This is a genomic window from Agromyces italicus DSM 16388, assembly GCF_000421545.1.
Lineage (GTDB): Bacteria > Actinomycetota > Actinomycetes > Actinomycetales > Microbacteriaceae > Agromyces > Agromyces italicus.
Genome location: NZ_ATXF01000006.1, coordinates 350,364 through 372,815 on the forward strand (window position 1 = coordinate 350,364; position 22,452 = coordinate 372,815).

Here is a 22,452-nt window from a genome sequence, read left to right on the forward strand (position 1 = left end):
TGTCTCGGCCGCAGCCGAGGCGACGGTGACGCCTCGGCTGCGGCTGATCACTCCCCCTTCTCAAGCTCCGCCGAGAACCAGTACACGTTGTACGGCCCCCACAGCGAGAGCGTGAAGTAGATCGTGCGCCCGCCGTCGGCGACGTAGCGCGGGTTCAGGTACGGCGAGTAGAGGCCGGGGTACTCGTCGCCCGGCACGAGCTCGACGGGTTCGCCCCATGGCCCCCACGGGGTGGCGCCCTCGCGCAGGTACGCGTTGCCCGCGTCGGAGTAGCTCATGAGCCAGCGGTCGAGGTAGTCCGACCACATCACCGAGAGCTCGCCGATCGTGCCCTCGACGATCGTGGATGCCTCGGCGGGGTCGGTGCTCCAGACCGGCATGTCGTCGGCACCCGTGCCGGCGAAGTACTCGTACGCCGAGGCATCCTCGACCGCCTCGACCGCCGCGGGCACCCGCATGAGTTGCACGCTGCCGAATCGCCCGGCGGGGATGCCCCAGAGGTAGACGTACTCGGCGCCGTCTTCGACGACCTGCGCGGTCGCGACCTGCACGAAGTTCGAGTCGCCGGGCCAGGTCGGCGCATCGAGCGCCGCCCAGGTCTCGCCCTCGTCGGTCGACTTCGCGAGCCCCGCGAAGTTCGCGTCCCACGCGCCCGGCTCGCCCCAGAACTTCACCGACATGTACGAGAGGTAGAGGGTGTCGTCGATCGCGAAGCCATACGTCGGGATCTTCGTCACCTCGCCCGTGCCGTCGTTGGCGTCGTGCTCGCCCTCGACCATCGCCGACGCCATGCCGATCCCGTCGACGGGCGCCCACCCGTCGAAGGTGATGCCGTCCGACGGGTCGTCGTCGGTCGTCCACGCCGACACGTTGGATCGCCAGAACCCGCCCTGCCCGCCGTACGCGTCGGGGTCGCGTTCGCCGAAGGTGTCGCCGAACAGGAAGAACGTCTTGTCGCCGAGGTTCACCATCGAGCCGAGGTCGGTGCCGGCGACCCCGACCGCCTCGGTGTCGTTGATCGCGTCGGGGCCGGTGAGCTTCGCGATCTCGGTGAGGTCGCGCACCCCGGTGAGCACGAACGGCTTGTCGGGGTCGGGGTCGACGGTGACGGGGCTCATCGGGTCGCCTCCCCCACCGGTCGCACTGCACGCGCAGAGCGCGACAGCCAGGGATGCCGCGACCGCGGCGATTCGGATGGGATGACGGGTTCGGGCATGGCGCATGATCCTCCTCGATCTCCCGATACCCTACGCGCGACGCGCGATTTTAGAAATCGATTTCAGGTTTCAGACGGGTTGCGGGCGCTGCGCACCCGGGTGCAGCTCCGCGATCAGACCGTCGATGCGGGTCACGACGCTTCTCCGGTCAGCATGCTCATGAGCAGGGCCACCATGAGGTCCTTCTCCTTCGGGTCGCTCATCGCGACCATCAGGGTGATCGCCGCGAGCGCCGTGTTCGAGATGCGCGGGGTCCCCGAGGCATCCGCCAGTTGGCCGTTCTTCGCGAGGAAGTGCACGAAGAGCGCCGCGCCGCTGCGCTTGTTTCCGTCTGAGAGCGGGTGATCTTTGACCACGAGGTAGAGGAGATTCGCCGCCTTCTCTTGCACCGTCGGGTAGAGCTCTTGACCGGCGAAGCCCTGGTAGATCGTCGCGACGACTCCCTTCAGCGCGGCGCCGCGTTCGCTGCCGAACAGTCGGTCTTCGGGAAACTCGGCTCGGACGCCGTCGATCACGACTCGTGCCTCGTCGTACGTGAGAACCCAACTGGGCTCAACGCCGCGTGCGAGGTCGATCGACCCCTCGTCGTAGTCACGCAGCGTGCGCAGACTCGGCAGGTACCGGGCCAGTACCTCGGCGGTGCCGACGATCATGTCGTCGCCAGACCGGGCGAGGATCTGCACGAGCGAACCGAGCTGTTCGAGGCGACGTTCATTGATCGCCGCGCCCTCGATCACGTAGCGTCGGAGCACGTCGGTCGCCCACCGACGAAATCTCACGCCCTCGACGGACTTCACCCGGTAACCAACCGAGATCACGACATCGAGGTTGTAGTGAGTGACAACGTAGGTCTTGCCATCCGACGCAGTTGTTGCAAAATCTGCAACCACTGAATCCCGCTCGAGTTCGCCGTCCTCAAAGACGTTGCGCAAGTGGCGTGAGATCGTCGATTTGTCGCGGCCGAACAGAGCAACCAACTGGTCGGCGGAGAGCCAGACCGTCTCCGCATCGGTCCGGACGTCGAACACGATGCTGCCGTCAGAAGATCGATAGAGCTCGATGTGGTCATCAAGTGGGGATTGCGCCATGGGTTCTCCTTCGATTCGACCCCGGCACGAGTTCGTTCACCACGACCATAGACCGCGCCACCGACATCCACCCACACGACCCACTCGACGTCAGCCCGATGAATACTTAGCCACACTAATTTGTTAGACTAAGCATCATGCCCGATGCCACGACCACGACGAGCGCCGCCGCGAACACCCCGGCGAACACGACCGCGCCCGAGCGGCCCGCCCCCGCGGCATCCACCCGTCGTCTGCCGGGCGCACGCAGAAGCACCCTCGCCGAGCAGTCGACCGAACTCCGCATCGCGGTCATGCGCCTCTCGCGGCGCCTGCGCCAGCAGCGCAGCGACACCGAGATGAGCGGGTCGCAGTTCTCGACCCTGGGGCGGATCCACAGCGAGGGCCCGCTCACGATCGGCCGGCTCGCCGAGCTCGAGAGAGTGACCGCGCCGAGCATGAACCGCACCGTCAACTGCCTGGTCGACGCCGGCTACGTGACCCGACGCACCGACGACGACGACCGCCGTAAGGTGCTCGTCGAGGTCACCGAGGCGGGCGACACGACCGTCAGAGAGACCCGCAAGCGTCGCGACGCGTGGCTCGCGAAGCGCTACGCCGCCCTCGACCCCGCCGACCGCGAGGTCCTCGCGCGCGCCACCACCATCCTCGGGAGGCTCCTCGACCAGTGAGTGCCATGTTCCGCTCCCTCAGCCACGTCAACTACCGAATCTGGTTCATCGGCGCCCTCGTCTCGAACGTCGGCGCCTGGATGCAGGCCACCGCCCAGAACTGGGTCGTCCTCACCGAGCTCACCGCCAATGACGCCCTCGCCGTCGGCGTCACGATGGCCCTGCAGTTCGCCCCGCAGCTGCTGCTCGTGCCGGTCACGGGCCTCATCGCCGACCGCTTCGACCGCCGCAAGATCCTCATGTGCACCCAGACGGCGCTCATGCTGCTCGGCCTCGCACTCGGCCTGCTGCTGCTCTTCGGGCACGCCGAGCTCTGGCACCTCTATGTCTTCGCGGCCCTGCTCGGCATCGTCAACGCGATCGACAACCCGGCCCGCCAGACCTTCGTCACCGACCTCGTGTCGAGCACCGACATGTCGAACGCGGTGGCGCTGAACTCGGCCTCGTTCAACACCGCGCGCCTCATCGGCCCGGCCGTCGCCGGCGTGCTCATCGTGCTCGTCGGCTCGGGCTGGGTCTTCATCATCAACGCGGTCACCTTCCTCGCGGTGCTCGGCGCCCTCGTCATGCTCAAGGGCAAGAAACTGAAGCGGATGCCTCGGGCCAGCCGCGAGCGCGGCGCCTTCGTCGCGGGTTTCCGCTACGTCTGGAGCCGGCCCGACCTCGTCGTGGTCTTCGTCATCGTGTTCCTCGTCGGCGCGTTCGGCATGAACTTCCCGATCTTCTCCTCGACGATGGCGGTCGAGTTCGGCCGCGGCGCCGGCGAGTACGGCCTGCTCAACTCGATCCTCGCGATCGGCTCGCTCGCCGGGGCACTGCTGGCCGCCCGCCGCGAGCGCGCACGCATGCGCGTCGTCATCCTCGCCGCTGCGGGCTTCGGCGTGGCCGCGGCGATCTCGGCCGTGATGCCCACGCTCGTGCACTTCGCCGCCTCCACGGTGCTGATCGGCTTCGCCGCGGTCACGATGCTCACGACGGCGAATGGCTACGTGCAGACGACGACCGAGCCCGCGCTCCGCGGCCGCGTGCTCGCGCTGTACTTCGCGATCCTCTCGGGCGGCACGCCGATCGGCGCGCCGATCGTCGGTGCGGTCGCGAACAGCTGGGGCCCGCGCTGGGGCCTCGGAGTGGCTGCGATCGCCGCCGGCGTGGCAGCCCTGATCGGCGCGATCTGGCTCGTCGTCTCGCGCGGCATGCGCGTGACGAGGCATCCCGAGCGCCGCTGGGCCGCCGCCGTTCGCTTCGACGCGCCGCCGACTGCCGCGATCGCGGTCGTGCCGACGTCGGCGATCGCGGTGCCGACCGAGGCGCTGCAGGTACCGACCGGGGAACTCACGGTGCCCACCGGGGCGGTGCCCACCGGGGCGCTGCCGCCCGGGGCGCTGCCGGCGCACCCCGCACACCGCGGCTGACGGAGGCTGCCCGTACGCCACCCGCGAAGTCGCGCAGACCCTGCCCGGGCCGGCCGCCCCGGGCTCAGCCGTCGAGCGCCGACTCGGGGTCGGCGAGCAGCGGCGCGAAGGCCAGCTCGGCCGCGCCGATCGCGAGCCGGTCTTCGCCGAGGGCTGCGACGACCAACTCGACGCCCTCGGCCGCGGCGGGCATCGCCTGGGCGAGCACCGCGGCCGTGAAGGCCCCTGCATCGCTCTCGGCGATCGTGGCGAGGAACCCACCGAGGATCACGCGCGACGGGTTGAGCACATTGACCGCGTTCGCGAGGCCGGTCGCGAGAATGCGCCGCTGTCTCGCCAGCTCGGCCTCGACCTCGGGCGCGTCGGATGCATCGAGCGCGGCCCGCAGGGTCGGCTCGTCGGCGGCGACGAGCCCGACGACCTCGAGCAGCCGTGAACGGGCGACCTCGTCTTCGAGCACGCCGCCCTCGGCCCGGCGGTCGTCGGCCACGGCGATGCCGGGCCGATTCTGTCCGAACTCGCCCGCGTAGCCGTTGGCTCCCGCGACCGCGACCCCGCCGACGACGAGCCCGCCGCCGATGCCGCTCGCGCCGCCGTTGAGGTAGACGAGGTCGTCGATGCCGCGGCCCGCACCGAAGAGATGCTCGGCGCGGGCGCCGAGGCTCGCGTCGTTGCCGACCGCCGTGGGCAGCCCCGTCGCCGACTCGACGAGCTCTCGCAGCGGTGCATCGTTCCACTCGAGGTGCGGGGCCAGGCGGACGAGCCCGTCGGCTGCGCGCACGAGGCCCGGCACTGCGAGGCCGACCCCCACGATGCGCGCCGATCGCAGCGGCCCGTCGCTCCAGCGGGCGACGGTCGACGCGACGATCGCGGCGACCTCTTCGGGCGAGACGAGGTGGTCGACGTCGATGCGCTCGCGGATCGGGATCCGCCCGTCGAGCCCGACCGCGGCGAACGTGACCGCATCGACTTCGGGGTTCACGGCGATCGCGGTGACGCCGGGGTGAGCGGCGATGACCGGCGAGGGCCTGCCGACGCGATTCGTCGGATCGGGGGCGCGCTCTTCGACGAGCCCCGCCTCGGCGAGTTCTGCGGCGAGCGCTGCGATCGTCGAGCGGTTGAGGCCCGTCGCGGCGGTCAGCGCGGCGCGCGATCGGGCACCCTCGAGGTGCACGAGCCCGAGGACTTTCGCGAGGTTTCGAGAATGCACACCGTCGAAGGTGCCGCTGCGCTCTGCCACGCGACCACTCTAGGCGGGGCTGGGCGCGCGGCATGTCGCGACGCACCGAATATGTTGCTCTTGACGCGAAATAGCGCGCGTCGTATATTCGAGGCGTCCAGATCACTTTCGACGTAGATGTCGAAACTTTCGAGAGGTTCAACGATGAACAGACGCAGCACCATGCGCCTCGTCACGCTCACGGCAGCGACCGGGCTCGCGGTCGCCGCGCTCACCGGGTGCACCGCGGGCGGCGGCGGCGAGGGCGAGGCCGGCGATACGACCATCACCTGGTGGCACAACGGCACGGGCGACCCGCTGAAGTCCTTCTGGGAGGAGGTCGCGAGCGAATTCGAGTCCGAGAACCCCGGAGTGAAGGTCGAGGTCGAGGCCTTCCAGAACGAAGACCTGCAGCGCACGCTCATCCCCAACGCCCTCCAGGCCGGCGGCGACGCCGCACCCGACCTGTTCATGGTGTGGGCCGAGGGCGAGATCAAGGCCCAGGTCGAGGCCGGCTACCTCGAGGACCTCAGCGGTCTCACCGGCGTCATCGAGAGTGTCGGCACGGCGGGCACCGGGTGGAACGTCGACGGCAAGCAGTACGGCATCCCCTTCCGTTACGGCATCGAGGGCATCTGGTACGACGCCGACCTCTTCGAGCAGGCCGGCGTGACCGAGAACCCCGCGACCTTCACCGAGTTCGGCGACGTGATCGACAAGCTCGCCGCATCGGGCGTCTCGCCGATCGGCGTGGGCGCGGCCGACGGCTGGCCGGCGGCGCACTGGTGGTACCAGTTCGCGATCAAGACCTGCTCGCCCGAGTCGCTGCAGACCGCGGCCGAGACGCTCGCGTTCGACGACCCCTGCTTCACCGAGGCGGGCGAGAACCTGAAGACCTGGATGGATGAATTCGACGGCGACCTGCCCTTCCAGGCGAACCCGACCAGCACCCCCGCGCAGAGCGTTCCGAACAGCTCGGCGGGCCTGCTCGCGTCCCAGACCACGGCGATGGAACTCATGGGCACCTGGCACCGCGGTGAGGTCGCGAAGCTCGTTCCCGGCGCCCCCGCCGAGAACCCGCCCGCACCCGAGTGGCTCTCCTGGATGCCCGTGCCCGACATCGAGGGCGCCGAGGGCGCTCCCGGCGCCGCACTCGGCTCGGGCGACGCGTGGGGCGTGTACGCCGACGCCCCCGAAGAGACCCTCGAGCTGCTCGAATACATCATGAGCGTCGACGTGCAGACCCGCCTCGCCGAGACCGGTGAGATCCCGACGGTCGCGGGCGCCGAGGCCGGCATCACCGACCCCGTGCTACAGCAGATCGCCGAAGCCACGCAGAGCGCGGGCGTCGTCGTGACCTGGCTCGACACCCAGTACGGCCCGGTCATCGGCAAGGCGATGAACGACGCGATCGTGAACCTGATGTTCGGCGACGGAACCCCCGCGTCGGTTCCCGAAGCGATGAACGCCGCGGCGGCCACGCTCTGACATGACCGCACTCGACACGGCCGGGCCCGCGGTGACCGCGGGCCCGGCCCCCACCCGCTCCACGAAACGATCCGCACGGCGCCGCGCCCGCACCTGGGGCGAGATCGCCCTGCTCGCCGGCCCGGCCGTGCTCGTCTACCTGTTCTTCGTCCTGCTGCCGGTGCTGCTGGCGGCCTACTACAGCTTCTTCAATTGGAACGGCCTCGGGCCGCTCGACCAGTTCATCGGCTTCGACAACTACACGCGTCTGCTCGCCGACCCGGTGTTCCATCGCTCGGTGTTCAACAACTTCTTCATCGTCGTGATGTCGCTGCTCATCCAGGGCCCGCTCGCGATCCTCATCGCGCTGCTGATGAACCGCCGGCTGCGGTTCCGCGGGCTGCTTCGAGCACTGATCTTCGTGCCCTACGTGCTCAGTGAGGTCACCGCCGGCCTCGCCTGGCAGATCCTGCTGCAGTCGGTGCCGCCCACGCGCTGGGGCCCTGTCGACACGCTGTTGCGCACCCTCGGCATCGAGGACCCGCCGTCGTGGCTCGCCGACCCCGACGTCGTCATGTGGACGATGTTCGGCATCCTCACCTGGAAGTACCTGGGCCTCGCGATCATCCTCATGCTGGCCGGCCTCGCGAGCGTGCCCGACGAGCTCCACGAGGCGGCGGCGCTCGACGGCGCCGGCTGGTGGCAGACGCAGTGGCACATCACGGTGCCCCTGCTCGGGCCGACCATCCGCATCTGGGCGTTCCTGTCGATCATCGGGGCGCTGCAACTGTTCGACATGATCTGGATCGTGACCGGGGGCGGACCGTTGAACGCCTCGTCGACGATGGCGGTCTACATGGTCGGCAACGGCCTGAACGTCAGCCAGATCGGCTTCGGCAGCGCCGTCGCCGTGGTCCTGTTCCTCATCTCCCTGATCGTCGCGCTCGTGTACCAGCGGTTCGCGCTGCGCCGCGACCTCGCGGGAGCCCTCACCGGAGGAGTTCGCTGATGACCGCAACGACCGCGATCACCGTCGCCCCCGGCAAGGCCCGGCCCTCGCGCCGCGCCGGCCAGCGGTTCGACTGGGGCCAGCCCGTCGTCTACCTCGTCGCCCTCGCCGTCGCTGCGATCGCGGTCGGCCCGGTGCTGTACGTGTTCATCTCGGGGTTCCGCACGAACCCGGACTTCTTCACCGACCCGGCGGGCATGCCGAACCCGTGGACGACCGACAACTACGCCCGGGTGCTCGGCGACCCCACGTTCTGGCGACAGGTGCTCGCGAGCACGGTCACGGCGCTCGGCACGACGATCGGCGTGATGCTGCTCGGCGTGATGGCCGCGTTCGTGATCGCCCGCTACGAGTTCAAGGGCCGCGGCCTGTTGTATGCGCTGTTCACAACGGGCCTGCTGTTCCCGCTCACGATCTCGATCCTCCCGCTGACGGTGCTGCTGCGACAGCTCGACCTGTTCGGCACGTGGTGGGGGCTGATCATCCCGCAGGTGGCGTTCGCCCTGCCGACGACGATCATCATCCTCGTCCCGTTCCTGCGCGCCATCCCCGGCGAGCTGGAGGAGGCGGCACTGATCGACGGCGCGAGCCGCATCGGCTTCTTCTGGCGCATCGTGCTGCCGCTGTCGATGCCGGGGCTCATGACGGTCGGCGTGCTCGCGTTCGTCGGCAGCTGGAATGCGTACCTGCTGCCGCTGTTCGTGCTGCAGGCGGGCGGCGCCGCATCGGAGGACTACACGCTGCCGCTGGGCGTGCAGTTCTACTCGACTGCCTATGGGCAGGACACGACGGGTGTGCTCGCGTACACCGCGCTCGCGATGCTGCCGGCGATCCTGTTCTTCACGCTCGCCGAGAAACGCATCGTCGGCGGCCTCCAAGGGGCGGTGAAGGGATGAGGACCATCGAAACCAGCGCAACGGATGCTCCGTGGCGCGACCCTTCCCGGCCCGCCGGTCAGCGTGTGGCCGCGCTGATCGGGGCGATGACCCTCGAGGAGAAGATCGCCCAGCTCTACGGCATCTGGATCGGCGCCTCGGCCGACGGCGCGGACGTCGCCCCCCACCAGCACGAGATGAGCGGCGACATCGATCTCGACGCCCTGCTGCCGAAGGGGCTCGGTCAGATCACGCGCGCCTTCGGCACCGCGCCGATCGACCCGGCGCTCGGTGCGCAGTCGCTCGCGCGGCTCCAGGAGCGCATCGTCGGCTCGAGTCGCCTGGGCATCCCCGCACTCGTGCACGAGGAGTGCCTCGCCGGTTTCGCCGCCTACGGCGCGACGGCCTACCCGGTACCCCTGTCATGGGGTGCGACCTTCGACCCCGAGCTCATCGAGCGGATGTCTCGCCGCATCGGCGGCGACATGCGATCGGTCGGCGTGCACCAGGGTCTCGCGCCCGTGCTCGACGTCGTGCGCGACGCCCGCTGGGGCCGCGTCGAGGAGACGATCGGCGAAGACCCGTACCTCGTCGGCAGCGTCGCCACCGCGTACGTGCGCGGGCTCGAGGCATCCGGAATCGTGGCCACCCTCAAGCACTTCGTCGGCTACTCGGCCTCGAGGGCGGGCCGCAACCTCGCACCCGTGTCGGTCGGTGCGAGGGAGCTCGCCGATGTGCTGCTGCCGCCGTTCGAGATGGTCGTCCGCGAGGCGGGCCCCCGCTCGGTGATGAACGCCTACACCGACCTCGACGGCGTGCCCACCGCCGCCGACCGCGAGCTGCTCACGTCGCTGCTGCGCGACACCTGGGGATTCGAGGGGACGGTCGTCGCCGACTACTTCTCAGTGGCTTTCCTCCAGACGCTGCACGGCACGTCCGGCGACCTGGGCGACGCGGCCGCGGCCGCGCTCGAGGCGGGCATCGACGTCGAGCTGCCGACCGTGCACGCCTTCGGCGAGCCACTCGTCGCCGCCGTCGCCGACGGTCGCCTCGACGAGGCGGTCATCGACCGGGCGCTCGGTCGGGTGCTCATGCAGAAGGTCGGGCTCGGGCTGCTCGACTCCCCCGCCGCACCTGCGGCCGCCTCCTCCCCGAAGGGTTCCGTCGACCTCGACTCCGCCGAGAACCGCGAGCTCGCGCGCCGCATCGCGGAGCAGGCGATCGTGCTCCTCCGCAACGACGGCACCCTGCCGCTCGCCGCACCGGCGCGCATCGCCGTCATCGGGCCGACCGGCGACGACCCGCTCGCCGTGCTCGGCTGCTACGCCTTCCCGACGCACGTCGGCGTGCACCACCCCGAGAGCGGCCCGGGCATCGAGCTGCCGACCCTCGTCGAGTCGCTCCGCGAGGAGTTCCCCGGCGCCGAGATCTCGCTCGCCGCGGGCACCTCGATCGACGGCGGCGAGACCGGCGGCATCGCGGAGGCGGCCCTGCTCGCGGCATCCGCCGACCTCGTGGTGCTCGCGCTCGGCGACCGTGCCGGCCTCTTCGGCCGTGGCACGAGCGGTGAGGGATGCGACGCGGAGAGCCTCGAGCTGCCGGGCGCGCAGGGCGCCCTGCTCGAGGCCGTGCTCGATGCGGGCACACCGACCGTGCTCACCCTGCTCTCGGGCCGCCCGTACGTGCTCGGCTCCGCCCCCGATCGCGCCGCGGGCATCGTGCAGGCGTTCTTCCCCGGCGAGGAGGGCACGCGCGCCCTCGCCGCCATCCTGTCGGGACGGGTGAACCCGAGCGGCCGCCTGCCGGTGAGCGTGCCGGCGACCCCGGGCGCGCAGCCGTCGACCTATCTGGCATCGACGCTCGCGCGGCGCAGCGAGGTGTCGAACATCGACCCGACCTCCCGGTACCCCTTCGGGCACGGCCTCGGCTATGCACCGTTCGCCTGGAGCGACCTGGTCGTCGAGACGGCCGAGGCGGCGACCGACGGGGCCTTCCGGCTGTCGCTGACCGTTCGCAACACCGGCGACCGGGCGGGCGCCGAGGTCGTGCAACTGTACCTGCACGACCCGGTGGCATCCGTCGTACGACCCCGGCAGCGGCTCGTCGGCTTCCGGCGTCTCGAGCTCGAGCCCGGGGCATCCGCCCGGGTCGCCGTCGAGGTGTCGGCCGACCTCGCCTCGTTCACCGGTCGCGACGGGCTCCGCATCGTCGAACCCGGTGCGCTCGTGCTCGGCTTCGGGCGCTCGAGCGGCGAGCTGCCGCTCACGGCGACCGTCGAACTCACCGGGCCGGTGCGCGTGGTCGACCACACGCGACAGCTGCACCCCGCCTGGGCCGTCGAGCACCCCGAGTCGACGTGACCGCTGCGGCCGGCGGGCGACCGCCGGCCGCAACTGTGAGCTCGGTCGACTTCGAAGACGACGACCCTCGCAACGTCCGCGGGGAGGAACACGATCAGGTCAGGCCGGCGGCGCCGTGCTCTCGCGCACGACGAGGTTCGTCGCGAGGTCCATGCGGGGGGTCGCGGCAGGCTGCTCGCCGCTCAAGCGGATCGCGAGCCGCGCGGCCTCCTCGCCCATGCGGCGGAGCGGTTGGTGCACGGTCGTGAGCGGCGGGCTCACCCACGGCGCGAGCGTGATGTCGTCGTAGCCGACGATCGAGAGGTCGCGCGGCACCGAGAATCCGGCGTCACGCGCCGCATCGATCGCGCCGAGCGCCTGCAGGTCGCTGCCAGCGAAGATCGCGGTCGGCCGACGTTCGGCGGGCAGGGCGAGCAGCTCGCGCGCCCGCTCGCGGCCGCCGCCGACCTCGAAGTTGCCGTAGCCGACCCAGGCCGGGTCGATCTCGAGGCCCGCTGAGTTCATCGCGCTGCGATAGCCGTCGAGCCGAGCGAGCGAGCACATCATGTCTTCGGGCCCGGTGACGGCGGCGATGCGCCGGTGGCCGAGCTCGATGAGGTGACGGGTCGCGGCGAGCCCGCCCGACCAGTTCGCCGAGCCGACGCTCGGCATGTCGGGCGACGGATCGCCGGCGGGGTCGACGATGACGTACGAGATGGCCCGTGCCCGCAGCCGCTCGCGGTACTCGGGCGAGAGTTCGGAGAAGACGAGCACGACGCCGATCGGACGGCGCCGGATGACGCCCTCGATCCAGTCGGGATCGGGCGCGTGGCGGTCGCCGCTCACGGTCAGCACGACGCTCAGCCCGTGCTCCTTCGCCACGGCCTCGACGCCGCCGATGATCTCCATCGACCAGATGGGGTCGAGGCCGTGGAAGACGAGCTCGAGCAGCTCGGGTCGCGATTCGGAGCGACCTGCGCCGCGGCGCACGTACCCCCGTTCGCGCATCACGCGCTCGACACGCTCCCTCGTGGCTTTCGAGACGTCGGTACGCCCGTTCAGCACCTTTGAGATCGTGGACAGGCTCGTGCCGGTCTCGTCTGCGAGCTCGGCGAGCGTCACCCGTTCGCTCGCGGCATCCGTCTTCATCTTTCGAAGCCTAATCACGAAAGTTGCGGTTTGGAAGACTTGCGAACACCGAGTCGAGCGGTTTATGTTGTATATGCCAACAAATCATCGACGACGCTGAAAGGCGGACCCCAATGGCCAGCGCGCCCACCCGCGACGACAAGTTCTCCTTCGGCCTCTGGACGGTCGGCTACAACGGCACCGACCCGTTCGGCGGCCCGACCCGCAACGCCCTCGACGTCGTGCACGTCGTCGAGAAGCTCGCCGAGCTGGGCGCCTACGGCCTCACCTTCCACGACGACGACCTCTTCGCGTTCGGCTCGACCGACACCGAGCGCCAGAAGCAGATCGACCGCCTCAAGGGCGCCCTCGAGTCGACCGGGCTCATCGTGCCGATGGTGACGACGAACCTCTTCAGCGCCCCGGTGTTCAAAGACGGCGGCTTCACCGCCAACGACCGCGACGTGCGCCGCTATGCACTCCGCAAGGTGTTCCGCCAGCTCGACCTCGGCGCAGAGCTCGGCGCGAAGACCTTCGTCATGTGGGGCGGCCGAGAGGGCGCCGAGTACGACGCGGCGAAAGACATCCGCCAGGCGCTCGAGCGCTACCGCGAGGCCGTGAACCTGCTCGGCGACTACGTCACCGACAAGGGCTACGACATCAAGTTCGCGATCGAGCCGAAGCCGAACGAGCCGCGCGGCGACATCCTGCTGCCGACGCTCGGCCACGCGATCGCGTTCATCGACTCGCTCGAGCGCCCCGAGCTCGTCGGCCTCAACCCCGAGGTCGGGCACGAGCAGATGGCGGGCCTCAACTTCGCCGCCGGCATCGCGCAGGCGCTGTACCACGGCAAGCTCTTCCACATCGACCTCAACGGCCAGCGCGGCATCAAGTACGACCAGGACCTGGTGTTCGGCCACGGCGACCTGCACAACGCGTTCGCGCTCGTCGACCTGCTCGAGAACGGCGGCCCCGGCGGCATCCCGGCCTATGACGGCCCCCGCCACTTCGACTACAAGCCGAGCCGCACCGAAGACGAGAAGGGCGTGTGGGAGTCGGCCGCGGCGAACATGCGCACCTACCTGCTGCTCAAGGAGCGCGCCGCCGCGTTCCGCGCCGACCCCGAGGTGCAGGAGGCGCTCGAGGCCGCCAAGGTGTTCGAGCTCTCGACGCCGACGCTGAACCCCGGCGAGTCGTACGACGACTTCCTCGCCGACCGCTCGGCCTACGAGGACTTCGACGCCGACGCGTACCTCGGCGGCAAGGGCGGCGGCTTCGTGCGTCTGCAGCAGCTCGCCACCGAGCACCTGCTCGGCGCCCACTGAGTCCGCGCGAGGAAGCAGGCATGCCACTCGTCCTCGGGGTCGACTCGTCGACCCAGTCGTGCAAGGTCGTCGTCGTCGACACTTCCACGGCCTCTCCACGCGCCGTTGGCGCGTCGCGCGGAGCCTCTGACCGCGTGGGCCCAGCCGTCGTGCGCTCGGGCCGTGCCGCCCACCCCGGCGGCACCTCGGTCGACCCCGAGGCGTGGTGGCTCGCGCTGCAGACCGCGATCGACGAAGCCGGCGGGCTCGACGACATCGCCGCCTGGGCGATCGGCGGCCAGCAGCACGGAATGGTCGCGCTCGATGCATCCGGCGAGGTGATTCGCGACGCCCTGCTCTGGAACGACACCCGCTCGGCCGGTGCCGCCGCCGACCTCATCGCCGAGTTCGGCGCGGCCGAGCTCGCGGCGCGCACGGGCCTCGTGCCGGTCGCCTCGTTCACGATCACGAAGCTGCGCTGGCTGCGCGACCACGAGCCCGAGAACGCCGCCCGCGTCGCCGCCGTCGCCCTGCCGCACGACTGGCTCACCTGGCGGTTGCGCGGCTACGGCCCGGCCGGGGCGTCCCCGCTGGGCCCGGTGCTCGACGAGCTCGTCACCGACCGGTCGGATGCCTCGGGCACCGGTTACTGGAACCCCCGGTCGGGCGGGTACGACCGCGAGCTGCTCGTGGCGGCGCTCGGCCACGACGCGGTGCTGCCCCGCGTGCTCGGCCCCGCCGATTCGGTGACGGATGCCTCGGGCCGACGTGTCGGCCCCGGCGCAGGCGACAACGCCGGCGCTGCGCTCGGTCTCGGCGCCGTGCCGGGCGATGTCGTCGTCTCGATCGGCACGAGCGGCACGGTGTTCTCGGTGAGCGAGACCCCGACGGGCGACGCCTCGGGCACGGTGGCCGGCTTCGCCTCAGCCGACGGGCACTTCCTGCCGCTCGTCGCGACGCTGAACGCGGCACGCGTGCTCGACGTCACCGCGGCGCTGCTCGGGGTCTCGCACGACGAGTTCAGTGCGCTCGCCCTCCAGGCTGCGCCCGGCGCGGGCGGGCTCGCTCTGCTGCCCTACTTCGAGGGCGAGCGCACTCCGAACCTGCCCGAAGCGACCGCGTCGCTCAGCGGAATGACCCTCGCCTCGACGACCCGTGAGAACCTCGCGCGGGCCGCCGTCGAGGGCATGCTGCGCGGGCTCAGCGCCGGTCTCGAAGCGCTGCGCGCTCTCGATGTGCCGCTGCGGCGCGCGCTGCTCATCGGCGGCGGCGCGCAGTCGGATGCCGTGCGCATCATCGCGCCCGAGGTGCTCGGAATCCCGGTCGAGGTGACCGAGCCCGGCGAGTACGTCGCCCTGGGCGCGGCGCGCCAGGCCGCGGGCGTGGTGAGCGCATGACGTCGCTGGGGTCACGCCCGCATCGCCGCGATCGAAGGACCCAGATGCGATCGGAGAGCGAGTAGCCGAGGTCGCCGGTGTTGAAGACGACGCCTGCGGTGAACGCATCCCCGAGCCGGTCGCGGAGCCAGACGAGGTGCCGTGCGTCACCCGCGTCTGCTCCTGCCGCTGCTTCAGTTCGATCGCCGCGGCTGCCCCGCCTCGTCGCTCCAGGATCAGATCGATCTCGCGCCGGGCCGAGGTACGCCGAGCACCACCGCTCGTTGAGCGTCGTCCACGTGTGCACCCGGTCGCCGAGGGCGTCGACGGCGTGCCCGCGTACTCGGCGAAGCGCAGCGCGGTGTCGCGGTTCGTCCAGCCGCCGGCGTCTTCGAGCTCCTGAGACAGGTCCCAGTGGTAGAGCGTCGCGATGGGCCGGATGCCTCGGGCGAGCAGCCCGTCGACGAGGCGCGAGTAGAAGTCGACGCCGGCGGGATTCGGCCGGTCGCCCGCCCCTGGCAGCAGCCGCGACCACGAGATCGAGAACCGGTACGCCTCGAGCCCGAGCGAGGCCATGAGGTCGAGATCGGCGTCGAGCCGGTGGTAGTGGTCGCACGCGACGTCGCCCGTGTCACCGTTCCAGGTGCGCCCCGGCGTTCGGCTGAACGTGTCCCAGATCGACGGCGTTCGCCGATCCGATCACGAAGTCGCGGGGATCGAGGTGCGCTGCGCTGGTCACGACGCCCATCCTCGCACCTCGCCCGGCGTCGACCCAGTGGTGCGCGATGCCGCGAAGTTGCAGGACTATCCGGCGACCACCGCTCATATCCGGGGTGCCGGGCAGATAGTCCTGCAACTTGCGCACCGCTCGTCGGAGCGGGCCGACCGGCGCTGCACCTCGAATGCGTTGTCCCCGGTTGGGTACGGACGACGGGCGCCGCTGTCAGCGCCCGCCGCCCGAGTCGGTTACCGCGCCCCGATGCGCCACGACGCGGAGGATTCCGCGCCCGGCTGCAGCACCACGAGGTCGACGCCCGAGTTGAACGCGTCGGGCGGGCAGGTCATCGGCTCGACGGCGAGGCCGATGCGGTGCGTCGCGTCGGCGGCCGGGGTGTCGGCGGTGTGCACCTGCACCCACGGGCACGCCGCGTCCCACACCATTTCGACACCGGTGCCGTCGGGCGCGGTCAGCACGACCCGGTACGTGGATGCCTCGGCGCCGACGTCAACCGCACCGTCGACGTCGCCCGCGGGCGACGCCACGAGCCCGGTGAAGGCGTGGTCGATGAACGTGCCCTCGATCGCGCGCGGAGCGCGGAAGTCGAACTCGGGGTGCGCCTCGACCGGCTCGACCGCGACCGGGCTCAGCCGGTCGGGAGTGACCGTGAGCACCTCGGCGGCGGGAAGTTCGAACGTCCAGTCGTCGACCCGTCCCGCGCCGGCGATGAGGTACGGGTGCGGGCCGGTGCCCCACGGTGCCGCGTCGGCACCGAGGTTGCGACCGGTCACGGTCTGCGTGAGTCCGTCGGCGCCGAGCGCGTACTCGACCTCGACCTCGACGCGGAACGGGTAGCCCGCCTGCGGCTCGATCACGGCCGCGAGCACGACCCGCGACGCCTCCACCACGCGCGGCGCGAAGTCGAGCCACGACGCGAGCCCGTGCAGGGCTTGCCCCCGGGAGGGTTCGGTGAGCGGCACCTGGTACTCCTCGCCGCCGAACGTGTAGCGCCCGTCGACAATGCGATTCGGCCACGGCGCGAGCGTCACGCCGCGATAGCCGGGGCGCACCTCGTCGGCGTCGAACGGCACGACGAGATCGCGGCCGTCGAACCGCAGCGTGCGCAGGCTCGCGCCGACGCTCGCGATCTCGGCCGTGTACCCGTGCGCCGCGATCGAGAACTGCCGCCCCGAACGGGGCACTGCGACTGTCACAGCCCCTGCGCCAGGCGGTAGTACGCCTGGTTCCAGCGCACCTGGCGGCCGAACTCGGCCGTCGTGGTGTCGTCGTCGATGACGAGCAGCTCGAGCCCGGCCATCTCGGCGAAGTCGCGGAAGACCTCGATGCCGACGGCCGTCGACATGACGGTGTGGTGTGCGGCGCCGGCGGTGAGCCAGGCGGCGGCGCTCGTGGCGAAGTCGGGGGCTGGCTTCCAGACGGCGCGGCCCACGGGCAGCTTCGGCAGCGCACCGCGCGGCTCGACGTTCTCGACGACGTTCGCGGTGAGGCGGAACCGGTCGCGCAGGTCGCTCATCGCGACGACGACGGCGGGGCCCGGGTCGGCGGTGAAGACGAGACGCACCGGGTCGTCCTTGCCGCCGATGCCGAGCGGGTGCACCTCGAGCGAGGGCTTGGCCGAGGTGAGCGAGGGCGAGACCTCGAGCATGTGCGCGCCGAGGATGACCTCGTCTCCGGGGGTCAGGTCGTAGGTGTAGTCCTCCATGAGCGAGGCACCGCCGGGGAGACCTGCGCCCATGACGTTCGCGATGCGCACGAGCACGGCGGTCTTCCAGTCGCCCTCTGCGCCGAATCCGTAGCCCTCGGCCATGAGTCGCTGCACGGCGAGACCGGGCAGTTGCTTCAGCTCGCCGAGGTCTTCGAACGAGGTCGTGAAGGCGCCGAAGCCGCCCTCCTCGAGGAACGAGCGCAGGCCGAGCTCGATCGCCGCGCCGTCGCGCAGCGACTGGTGCCGCTCGCCGCCACGGCGCAGCTCGGGCGCGACCTCGTAGAGCTCCTCGTACTCGGCGACGAGCGCGTCGACGTCGGCCTCGGGGGCCTCGGCGACGGCCGCGGCGAGCTCGTTGACGCCCCACGTGTTGACCTGCACGCCGAGCCGCAGCTCGGCCTCGGTCTTGTCGCCCTCGGTGACGGCGACGTAGCGCATGTTGTCGCCGAAACGGGCGAGCTTCAGGCTGCGTGATGCGGCGAGCCCCGCCGCCGCCCGCTGCCAGGTGCCGAGCTCGCCCTGCACGCGCGGGTCGCTCGCGTGGCCGACGATCGTCTTCCGAGGCACGCCGAGCCGGGTCTGGATGTACCCGAACTCGCGGTCGCCATGAGCGGCCTGGTTGAGGTTCATGAAGTCGAAGTCGATGTCGCTCCACGGCAGCTCGACATTCGCCTGGGTGTGCAGGTGGGCGAGCGGCTTCTGGAGGGCGTCGAGGCCCGAGATCCACATCTTGGCGGGGCTGAAGGTGTGCATCCACGCGATGAGCCCGATGACCCCGTCGGCGGCGTTCGCCTCGAGCACCGTGCGCTTGATTGCGGCCGAGTCGGTGAGCACCGGCTTCCACACGATCTTGACGGGCACCGCGGATGCCTCGTCGAGCAGCCGCGCGATCGCCTGCGACTGCTCGGCGACCTGGGCGAGGGTCTCTGGCCCGTAGAGGTGCTGGCTGCCGGTGAGGAACCAGACCTCGTAGCCGTCGAGCGAGGTGGTGAGCTTGGTGCGGGTCATGCGCGTTCCTTCTGCGTGGGCTGCTGATCTGTTCGGTCCGGATGCCGGTGTCCCGAGACCGGCGGGGGCGCGAGGCCCCCGCCGGAAGGGTGGTGGCGCGCCGCGGCCACCGAAGTCGACTACTTACGTTTCGTCGACTCGTCCGTGAAGTTCATGGGGCCGGCCGGTTCGAGCGCCGCGACCGCGGCAGCCTCGGCGGCGACGCCCGCGAGGTAGCGCTCGAGGTAGACGGTGAATCCCGCGACATCGGCCGGCTCGGGTTCGACGACCTGGATCGCCGAACCCGCGAACACGCGGTCGTCGAGGTAGCTGCCGAGCGCGGTCTCGTCGTGGGCGGCGCCCGTCCGCTCGCGGAGGTACGCCGCCAGCACCGCGATGCCCCACGCTCCGCCCTCGGCGGCCGTCTCGCCGACAGCGACGGGAGCGTCGATGGCTCCCGCGAGGAAGCGCTGCGCGACGCCCGCCGTACGGAAGATGCCGCCGTGCGCGAACATGCGGTCGATGTCGACGCCCTCGCCGTCGAGCACGCGCATGCCGAGCGCGAGAACGCCGAAGACGCCGTAGAGCTGGGCCCTCATGAAGTTCGCGAGCGTGAACCGGCTGTCGGGAGTGCGGACGACCATCGGCCGCCCCTCGTCGAGCTCGACGATCGGCTCGCCGGCGAGCGTGTTGTACGCGAGCAGCCCGCCCGCATCGGACTCGCCGGCGAGCGCCTCGCGGAAGAGCGTCTCGAATACGGCGTCGCGCCCGAGCGGTGCACCGTCGCGGGTCGCGCCGGCCGCGTCCGCGAAGCGGCCGAAAATGCCCGCCCACGCGGCGAGCTCGGAGGCGCCGTTGTTGCAGTGCACCATGGCGACCGGGTCACCCGCTGGCGTGGTGACCAGGTCGACCTCGTGGTGCGCACCGGCGAGCGGGCGTTCGAGCACGACCATCGCGAAGATGCTCGTACCCGCGCTCACGTTGCCGGTACGGGGCGCGACCGAGTTCGTCGCCACCATTCCCGTGCCGGCGTCGCCCTCGGGCGGACAGAGCGGCACGCCCGGCCGCAGCCCGCCCGTCGGGTCGAGGAGCGCCGCACCCTCGGCGGTGAGTTCGCCCGCGGGCTCGCCCGCGGCGAGCACCCGGGGCAGCAGTTGGGCGACCCGAAGGCCGGTCTCGCGACCGGCGCGTGCGGCCGGCTCGGCGACGAGGGCGTCGAAGCGCGCGAGCAGCCCAGCGTCGTAGTCGCCCGTCGATGAGTCGATCGGGAACATGCCCGAGGCGTCTCCGACTCCGAGCACCTTCCGGCCCGTGAGCTTCCAGTGCACGTAGCCGGCCAGTGTCGTGATGAAGCCGAGCTGCGGCACATGCGGCTCGGCGTCGAGCACGGCCTGGTGCAGGTGGGCGATCGACCAGCGCAGCGGGATGTTGAGCCCGAACGCGGAGCTCAGCTCGGCCGCGGCGCGACCGGTCGACGTGTTGCGCCAGGTGCGGAAGGGCACGAGCAGCTCGCCCTGGTCGTCGAACGCGAGGTAGCCGTGCATCATCGCCGAGATGCCGATCGCGCCGAACGACGTCGGTCGCGCACCGTGACGACGCTCGGCGTCGGCGACGAGCTCGGCGCAAGCGCGCTGCAGGCCCGACCAGACGGCGTCGAGCGGATAGCTCCAGCGGCGGTCGGCGGTGAACTCGTTCTCCCACTCGTGGCTGCCCGCGGCGAGCACGCGCGTCGGGTCGTCGGCGTCGACGAGACACGCCTTGATGCGAGTCGACCCGAGCTCGATGCCGAGCGCGGTGCGCCCGCCGATGATCGCCCGGGCCGAGGCATCCGATTCGGTGTCGGAGGTGCCGGTGGCTTCGCTCATCGCGACACGTCCCCCGCCTGCCCGTAGACGTTCTGGTACCGGTCGTAGAGACGGTCGATCGACTCCTGCGGGAGCGGGATGAGCGGCCCGGCCTCACGGGCGTGGTGCACCGTGCGTGCGACATCCTCGAGCATGACCGCCGCCTTGACGGCGTCTTTCGCGTCCTTGCCGATCGTGAACGGGCCGTGGTTCTGCATGAGCACCGCGCGCGAGCGGTGGCCGGTGAGGGTTTCGACGATGCCGCGGCCGATCGAGTCGTCGCCGATGATCGCGAAGGGTCCGACGGGGATCGGACCGCCGAACTCGTCGGCCATCGCGGTGATCGCGCACGGGATCGCTTCGCCGCGGGCGGCCCAGGCGACCGCGAAGGTCGAGTGGGTGTGCACCACTCCCCCGACCTCGGGCATATTGCGGTACACGTACGCGTGCGCCGCGGTGTCGCTCGACGGGCCGCGCTCGCTGCCGGGAGTGCCGGGCACGACCTCGCCGTCGAGGGTGCAGAGGATCATGTTCCCGGGTGCGAGCGCGTCGTACGAGACGCCCGACGGCTTGATCACGAAGAGCTCGGCCCCGGGCACCCGCCCCGACACATTGCCGCCAGTCCACACGACGAGGCCGTAGCGCACGAGCTCGCCGTGCAGACGGGCTACCTCGTTGCGCACGCGGGCGATCGCGGCCTCGACCTCGGGCGCGAACGCGGCTGCACTGCCGGGGGTTGCGGCTCGGGCCGTTCGCTGGGCTTCATCGCTCATCGGAACCCCTGATCACTCGTTGTCGAACTCTGTCCGTGACCGGTCACTGTGACCGGTCACGGAAATGAAACCACGATCATCGCACGGCGTCAAGCGGGCCGCGTCGACCCGCCCACCCGAGTGGGGTTCGTGCCTCTGAGCGTGGTTCGAACTCGCCTCAGCGGCGCGAACCTCACTCACGCCTACTGGGGGTCGCGGCGCGGCGGAACGACCGACGCCCGCACGACGAGCTCGGGGACGATCAGCGGCGCCTCCTCGCCCAGCGACGACCGCGCGCGCGATCCGGCGATGCCGGCCCCGGAGCCGGCGAGGGCCACGAGCCGCTCGACCGCATGATGCGCGAGTTCCTCGAAGTCCTGCCGCACGGTCGTGAGCGCCGGCCACAGGTACGCCGCATCGGGCATGTCGTCGAACCCGACGATGCTGAGGTCTTCGGGCACGGCCACACCGACCGCCCGCAAGCCGCCGATCAGCCCGAGCGCCATCTGGTCGTTGGCCGCGAACACGCCCGTCACCCCCGAGTCGACGACCGCCGCGGCCGCCGCGAACCCGGATCGCGCCGTCCAGTCTCCGGCGATGACGGGGCCGGTCTCGAGGCCCCTCGTCTCGAGCTCGGCGAGGTAGCCCGCGCGGCGCGCCTCGGCCTCGAGCCAGTCGGCGGGCCCGGCGAGGTGCGCGACGCGACGGTGCCCGGCGTCGGCGAGGCATCCGACCGCTGCCCGGGCACCGGCCGACTGGTCGACCGAGAAGCTGCGGGCGTCGTGCCCCGCCGAGTGCAGGGTGACGACGGGAACGCCGATCTCGAGCACGTCGAGCGTCTCGATCGTGCGCGCGTGCGGCGCCACGACGACGAGCCCCTCGACCGACTGCGCGAGGAGGTGCTCGACCGCCGCAGTGACGGAAGCTGCGTCGCCCGAGTCGACGAACGCCGCGCTCACCCAGTACCCGGCAGCGCGAGCCGCCGATTCGACCGCGGCGATGCTGCGCGAGGGGCCGTACTGCAACGCGTCCGAGGCGAGCACGCCGAACGTGCGCGAGCGACGTGTGCCGAGGGCTCGCGCCGCGTTGTTCATTCGGTAATCGAGCTCGCCCATCGCGGCGAGCACCCGCTCCTTCGTGGCGGTGGCGACCTCGGGGTGGTCGTTGAGCACGCGCGACACGGTCTGCCGCGAGACCCCCGCGAGTGCGGCGACCTCGCGCACGCCGACGGCGCGGGCGGTCGCCTGGCGCAGTGCCCCGACGGGCTCGCCGGCGGCGCCGGCCGCGGCCTCCGGCACCCCGTGCTCGACGTCGCTCACC

18 protein-coding genes and 1 pseudogene are annotated in these 22,452 nt (G+C 71.1%); 8 read left to right on the forward strand and 11 right to left on the reverse strand.

All coding sequences use genetic code 11. From position 1 onward, the window contains the following. Positions 1 to 47: 47 nt before the first annotated feature. Together H516_RS0109685 and H516_RS0109690 are read right to left on the reverse strand one after the other, a co-directional pair. A complete protein-coding gene (locus H516_RS0109685; protein ID WP_245561784.1) occupies positions 48 to 1,118 on the reverse strand; it encodes a glycoside hydrolase family 183 protein in 1,071 nt (356 codons plus the stop codon). A gap of 230 nt (positions 1,119 to 1,348) precedes the next feature. Beyond that, a complete protein-coding gene (locus H516_RS0109690; protein ID WP_022889520.1) occupies positions 1,349 to 2,305 on the reverse strand; it encodes a virulence RhuM family protein/type II toxin-antitoxin system death-on-curing family toxin in 957 nt (318 codons plus the stop codon). A 137-nt stretch (positions 2,306 to 2,442) separates the two neighbouring features. Here H516_RS0109690 and H516_RS0109695 point away from each other — a divergent pair, with 137 nt between their 5' ends. Beyond that, entirely contained in the window at positions 2,443 to 2,976 is a 534-nt protein-coding gene (locus H516_RS0109695) for a MarR family winged helix-turn-helix transcriptional regulator (RefSeq protein ID WP_022889521.1), read from the forward strand. A 5-nt stretch (positions 2,977 to 2,981) separates the two neighbouring features. Continuing rightward, positions 2,982 to 4,388, forward strand: coding sequence for an MFS transporter (locus H516_RS19455; protein WP_022889522.1), 1,407 nt, complete (start codon positions 2,982 to 2,984; stop codon positions 4,386 to 4,388). Between the two features lie 64 nt (positions 4,389 to 4,452). On the opposite strand, the gene H516_RS0109705 is transcribed toward H516_RS19455, so the two are convergent. Further along, on the reverse strand, positions 4,453 to 5,628 hold the full coding sequence (locus H516_RS0109705) for an ROK family protein (protein ID WP_022889523.1): 1,176 nt from the start codon (positions 5,626 to 5,628) through the stop codon (positions 4,453 to 4,455). A 144-nt stretch (positions 5,629 to 5,772) separates the two neighbouring features. On the opposite strand from H516_RS0109705, the gene H516_RS0109710 reads away from it, so the two are divergent. Genes H516_RS0109710 through H516_RS0109725 form a run of 4 tightly spaced genes read left to right on the forward strand, consistent with a single transcriptional unit; the run spans position 5,773 to position 11,318 of the window. Continuing rightward, positions 5,773 to 7,095: an ABC transporter substrate-binding protein gene (locus tag H516_RS0109710; RefSeq protein ID WP_022889524.1), complete on the forward strand. Its 1,323-nt coding sequence runs from the start codon at positions 5,773 to 5,775 to the stop codon at positions 7,093 to 7,095. Position 7,096: 1 nt separating this feature from the next. Beyond that, positions 7,097 to 8,083: a carbohydrate ABC transporter permease gene (locus H516_RS19460; protein ID WP_022889525.1), complete on the forward strand. Its 987-nt coding sequence runs from the start codon at positions 7,097 to 7,099 to the stop codon at positions 8,081 to 8,083. Further along, positions 8,083 to 8,979, forward strand: coding sequence for a carbohydrate ABC transporter permease (locus H516_RS0109720; protein WP_022889526.1), 897 nt, complete (start codon positions 8,083 to 8,085; stop codon positions 8,977 to 8,979). The genes H516_RS19460 and H516_RS0109720 overlap by 1 nt, the downstream gene beginning before the upstream one ends. Continuing rightward, positions 8,976 to 11,318 (forward strand): beta-xylosidase/alpha-l-arabinosidase, encoded by a 2,343-nt coding sequence (locus H516_RS0109725; protein ID WP_033196999.1) that lies wholly within the window; start codon positions 8,976 to 8,978, stop codon positions 11,316 to 11,318. Before H516_RS0109720 ends, H516_RS0109725 begins: the two co-directional genes overlap by 4 nt. Before the next feature lie 99 nt (positions 11,319 to 11,417). Here the strand turns inward: H516_RS0109725 and H516_RS0109730 are convergent, their stop codons facing one another. Continuing rightward, positions 11,418 to 12,446 carry a LacI family DNA-binding transcriptional regulator gene (locus H516_RS0109730; RefSeq protein ID WP_022889528.1) on the reverse strand — a complete coding sequence of 343 codons (1,029 nt, stop codon included), beginning with the start codon at positions 12,444 to 12,446 and terminating at the stop codon, positions 11,418 to 11,420. Between the two features lie 113 nt (positions 12,447 to 12,559). Here H516_RS0109730 and xylA point away from each other — a divergent pair, with 113 nt between their 5' ends. Further along, positions 12,560 to 13,750 (forward strand): xylose isomerase, encoded by a 1,191-nt coding sequence (xylA, locus tag H516_RS0109735; protein WP_022889529.1) that lies wholly within the window; start codon positions 12,560 to 12,562, stop codon positions 13,748 to 13,750. Positions 13,751 to 13,770: 20 nt separating this feature from the next. Next, on the forward strand, positions 13,771 to 15,126 hold the full coding sequence (locus H516_RS0109740) for a xylulokinase (RefSeq protein WP_022889530.1): 1,356 nt from the start codon (positions 13,771 to 13,773) through the stop codon (positions 15,124 to 15,126). Between the two features lie 202 nt (positions 15,127 to 15,328). Here the strand turns inward: H516_RS0109740 and H516_RS22140 are convergent. The 7 genes and pseudogenes from H516_RS22140 to H516_RS0109775 form a co-directional block, all read right to left on the reverse strand. Continuing rightward, positions 15,329 to 15,795 (reverse strand): annotated as a pseudogene (locus tag H516_RS22140) (family 1 glycosylhydrolase); the annotation flags it as partial. Next, positions 15,737 to 15,970 (reverse strand): hypothetical protein, encoded by a 234-nt coding sequence (locus H516_RS22145; protein ID WP_157432214.1) that lies wholly within the window; start codon positions 15,968 to 15,970, stop codon positions 15,737 to 15,739. The gene H516_RS22145 and the pseudogene H516_RS22140, both read right to left, overlap by 59 nt. A 101-nt stretch (positions 15,971 to 16,071) precedes the next feature. Next, positions 16,072 to 17,037, reverse strand: coding sequence for an aldose 1-epimerase family protein (locus H516_RS0109755; RefSeq protein WP_033197000.1), 966 nt, complete (start codon positions 17,035 to 17,037; stop codon positions 16,072 to 16,074). Then, positions 17,034 to 18,557: an L-arabinose isomerase gene (gene araA / locus H516_RS0109760; RefSeq protein WP_022889534.1), complete on the reverse strand. Its 1,524-nt coding sequence runs from the start codon at positions 18,555 to 18,557 to the stop codon at positions 17,034 to 17,036. The genes H516_RS0109755 and araA overlap by 4 nt, the downstream gene beginning before the upstream one ends. 119 nt (positions 18,558 to 18,676) lie before the next feature. Further along, positions 18,677 to 20,401 (reverse strand): xylulokinase, encoded by a 1,725-nt coding sequence (locus H516_RS19465; RefSeq protein ID WP_022889535.1) that lies wholly within the window; start codon positions 20,399 to 20,401, stop codon positions 18,677 to 18,679. Further along, positions 20,398 to 21,153, reverse strand: coding sequence for an L-ribulose-5-phosphate 4-epimerase (locus tag H516_RS0109770; RefSeq protein WP_022889536.1), 756 nt, complete (start codon positions 21,151 to 21,153; stop codon positions 20,398 to 20,400). The genes H516_RS19465 and H516_RS0109770 overlap by 4 nt, the downstream gene beginning before the upstream one ends. Positions 21,154 to 21,335: 182 nt before the next feature. Continuing rightward, on the reverse strand, positions 21,336 to 22,451 hold the full coding sequence (locus H516_RS0109775) for a LacI family DNA-binding transcriptional regulator (protein ID WP_022889537.1): 1,116 nt from the start codon (positions 22,449 to 22,451) through the stop codon (positions 21,336 to 21,338). Between the last annotated feature and the right edge of the window lies 1 nt (position 22,452).

Bases quoted from the DNA above. Each gene is read 5' to 3' on its own strand.
- H516_RS0109695 (WP_022889521.1), top strand. From the start codon at position 2,443: ATGCCCGATGCCACGACCACGACGAGCGCCGCCGCGAACACCCCGGCG.
- H516_RS0109740 (WP_022889530.1), top strand. From the start codon at position 13,771: ATGCCACTCGTCCTCGGGGTCGACTCGTCGACCCAGTCGTGCAAGGTC.
- araA (WP_022889534.1), bottom strand. From the start codon at position 18,557: ATGACCCGCACCAAGCTCACCACCTCGCTCGACGGCTACGAGGTCTGG.
- H516_RS0109720 (WP_022889526.1), top strand. From the start codon at position 8,083: ATGACCGCAACGACCGCGATCACCGTCGCCCCCGGCAAGGCCCGGCCC.
- H516_RS0109685 (WP_245561784.1), bottom strand. From the start codon at position 1,118: ATGAGCCCCGTCACCGTCGACCCCGACCCCGACAAGCCGTTCGTGCTC.
- H516_RS19460 (WP_022889525.1), top strand. From the start codon at position 7,097: ATGACCGCACTCGACACGGCCGGGCCCGCGGTGACCGCGGGCCCGGCC.
- H516_RS0109770 (WP_022889536.1), bottom strand. From the start codon at position 21,153: ATGAGCGATGAAGCCCAGCGAACGGCCCGAGCCGCAACCCCCGGCAGT.
- H516_RS0109725 (WP_033196999.1), top strand. From the start codon at position 8,976: ATGAGGACCATCGAAACCAGCGCAACGGATGCTCCGTGGCGCGACCCT.
- xylA (WP_022889529.1), top strand. From the start codon at position 12,560: ATGGCCAGCGCGCCCACCCGCGACGACAAGTTCTCCTTCGGCCTCTGG.
- H516_RS19465 (WP_022889535.1), bottom strand. From the start codon at position 20,401: ATGAGCGAAGCCACCGGCACCTCCGACACCGAATCGGATGCCTCGGCC.
- H516_RS0109710 (WP_022889524.1), top strand. From the start codon at position 5,773: ATGAACAGACGCAGCACCATGCGCCTCGTCACGCTCACGGCAGCGACC.
- H516_RS0109730 (WP_022889528.1), bottom strand. From the start codon at position 12,446: ATGAAGACGGATGCCGCGAGCGAACGGGTGACGCTCGCCGAGCTCGCA.
- H516_RS0109690 (WP_022889520.1), bottom strand. From the start codon at position 2,305: ATGGCGCAATCCCCACTTGATGACCACATCGAGCTCTATCGATCTTCT.
- H516_RS19455 (WP_022889522.1), top strand. From the start codon at position 2,982: ATGTTCCGCTCCCTCAGCCACGTCAACTACCGAATCTGGTTCATCGGC.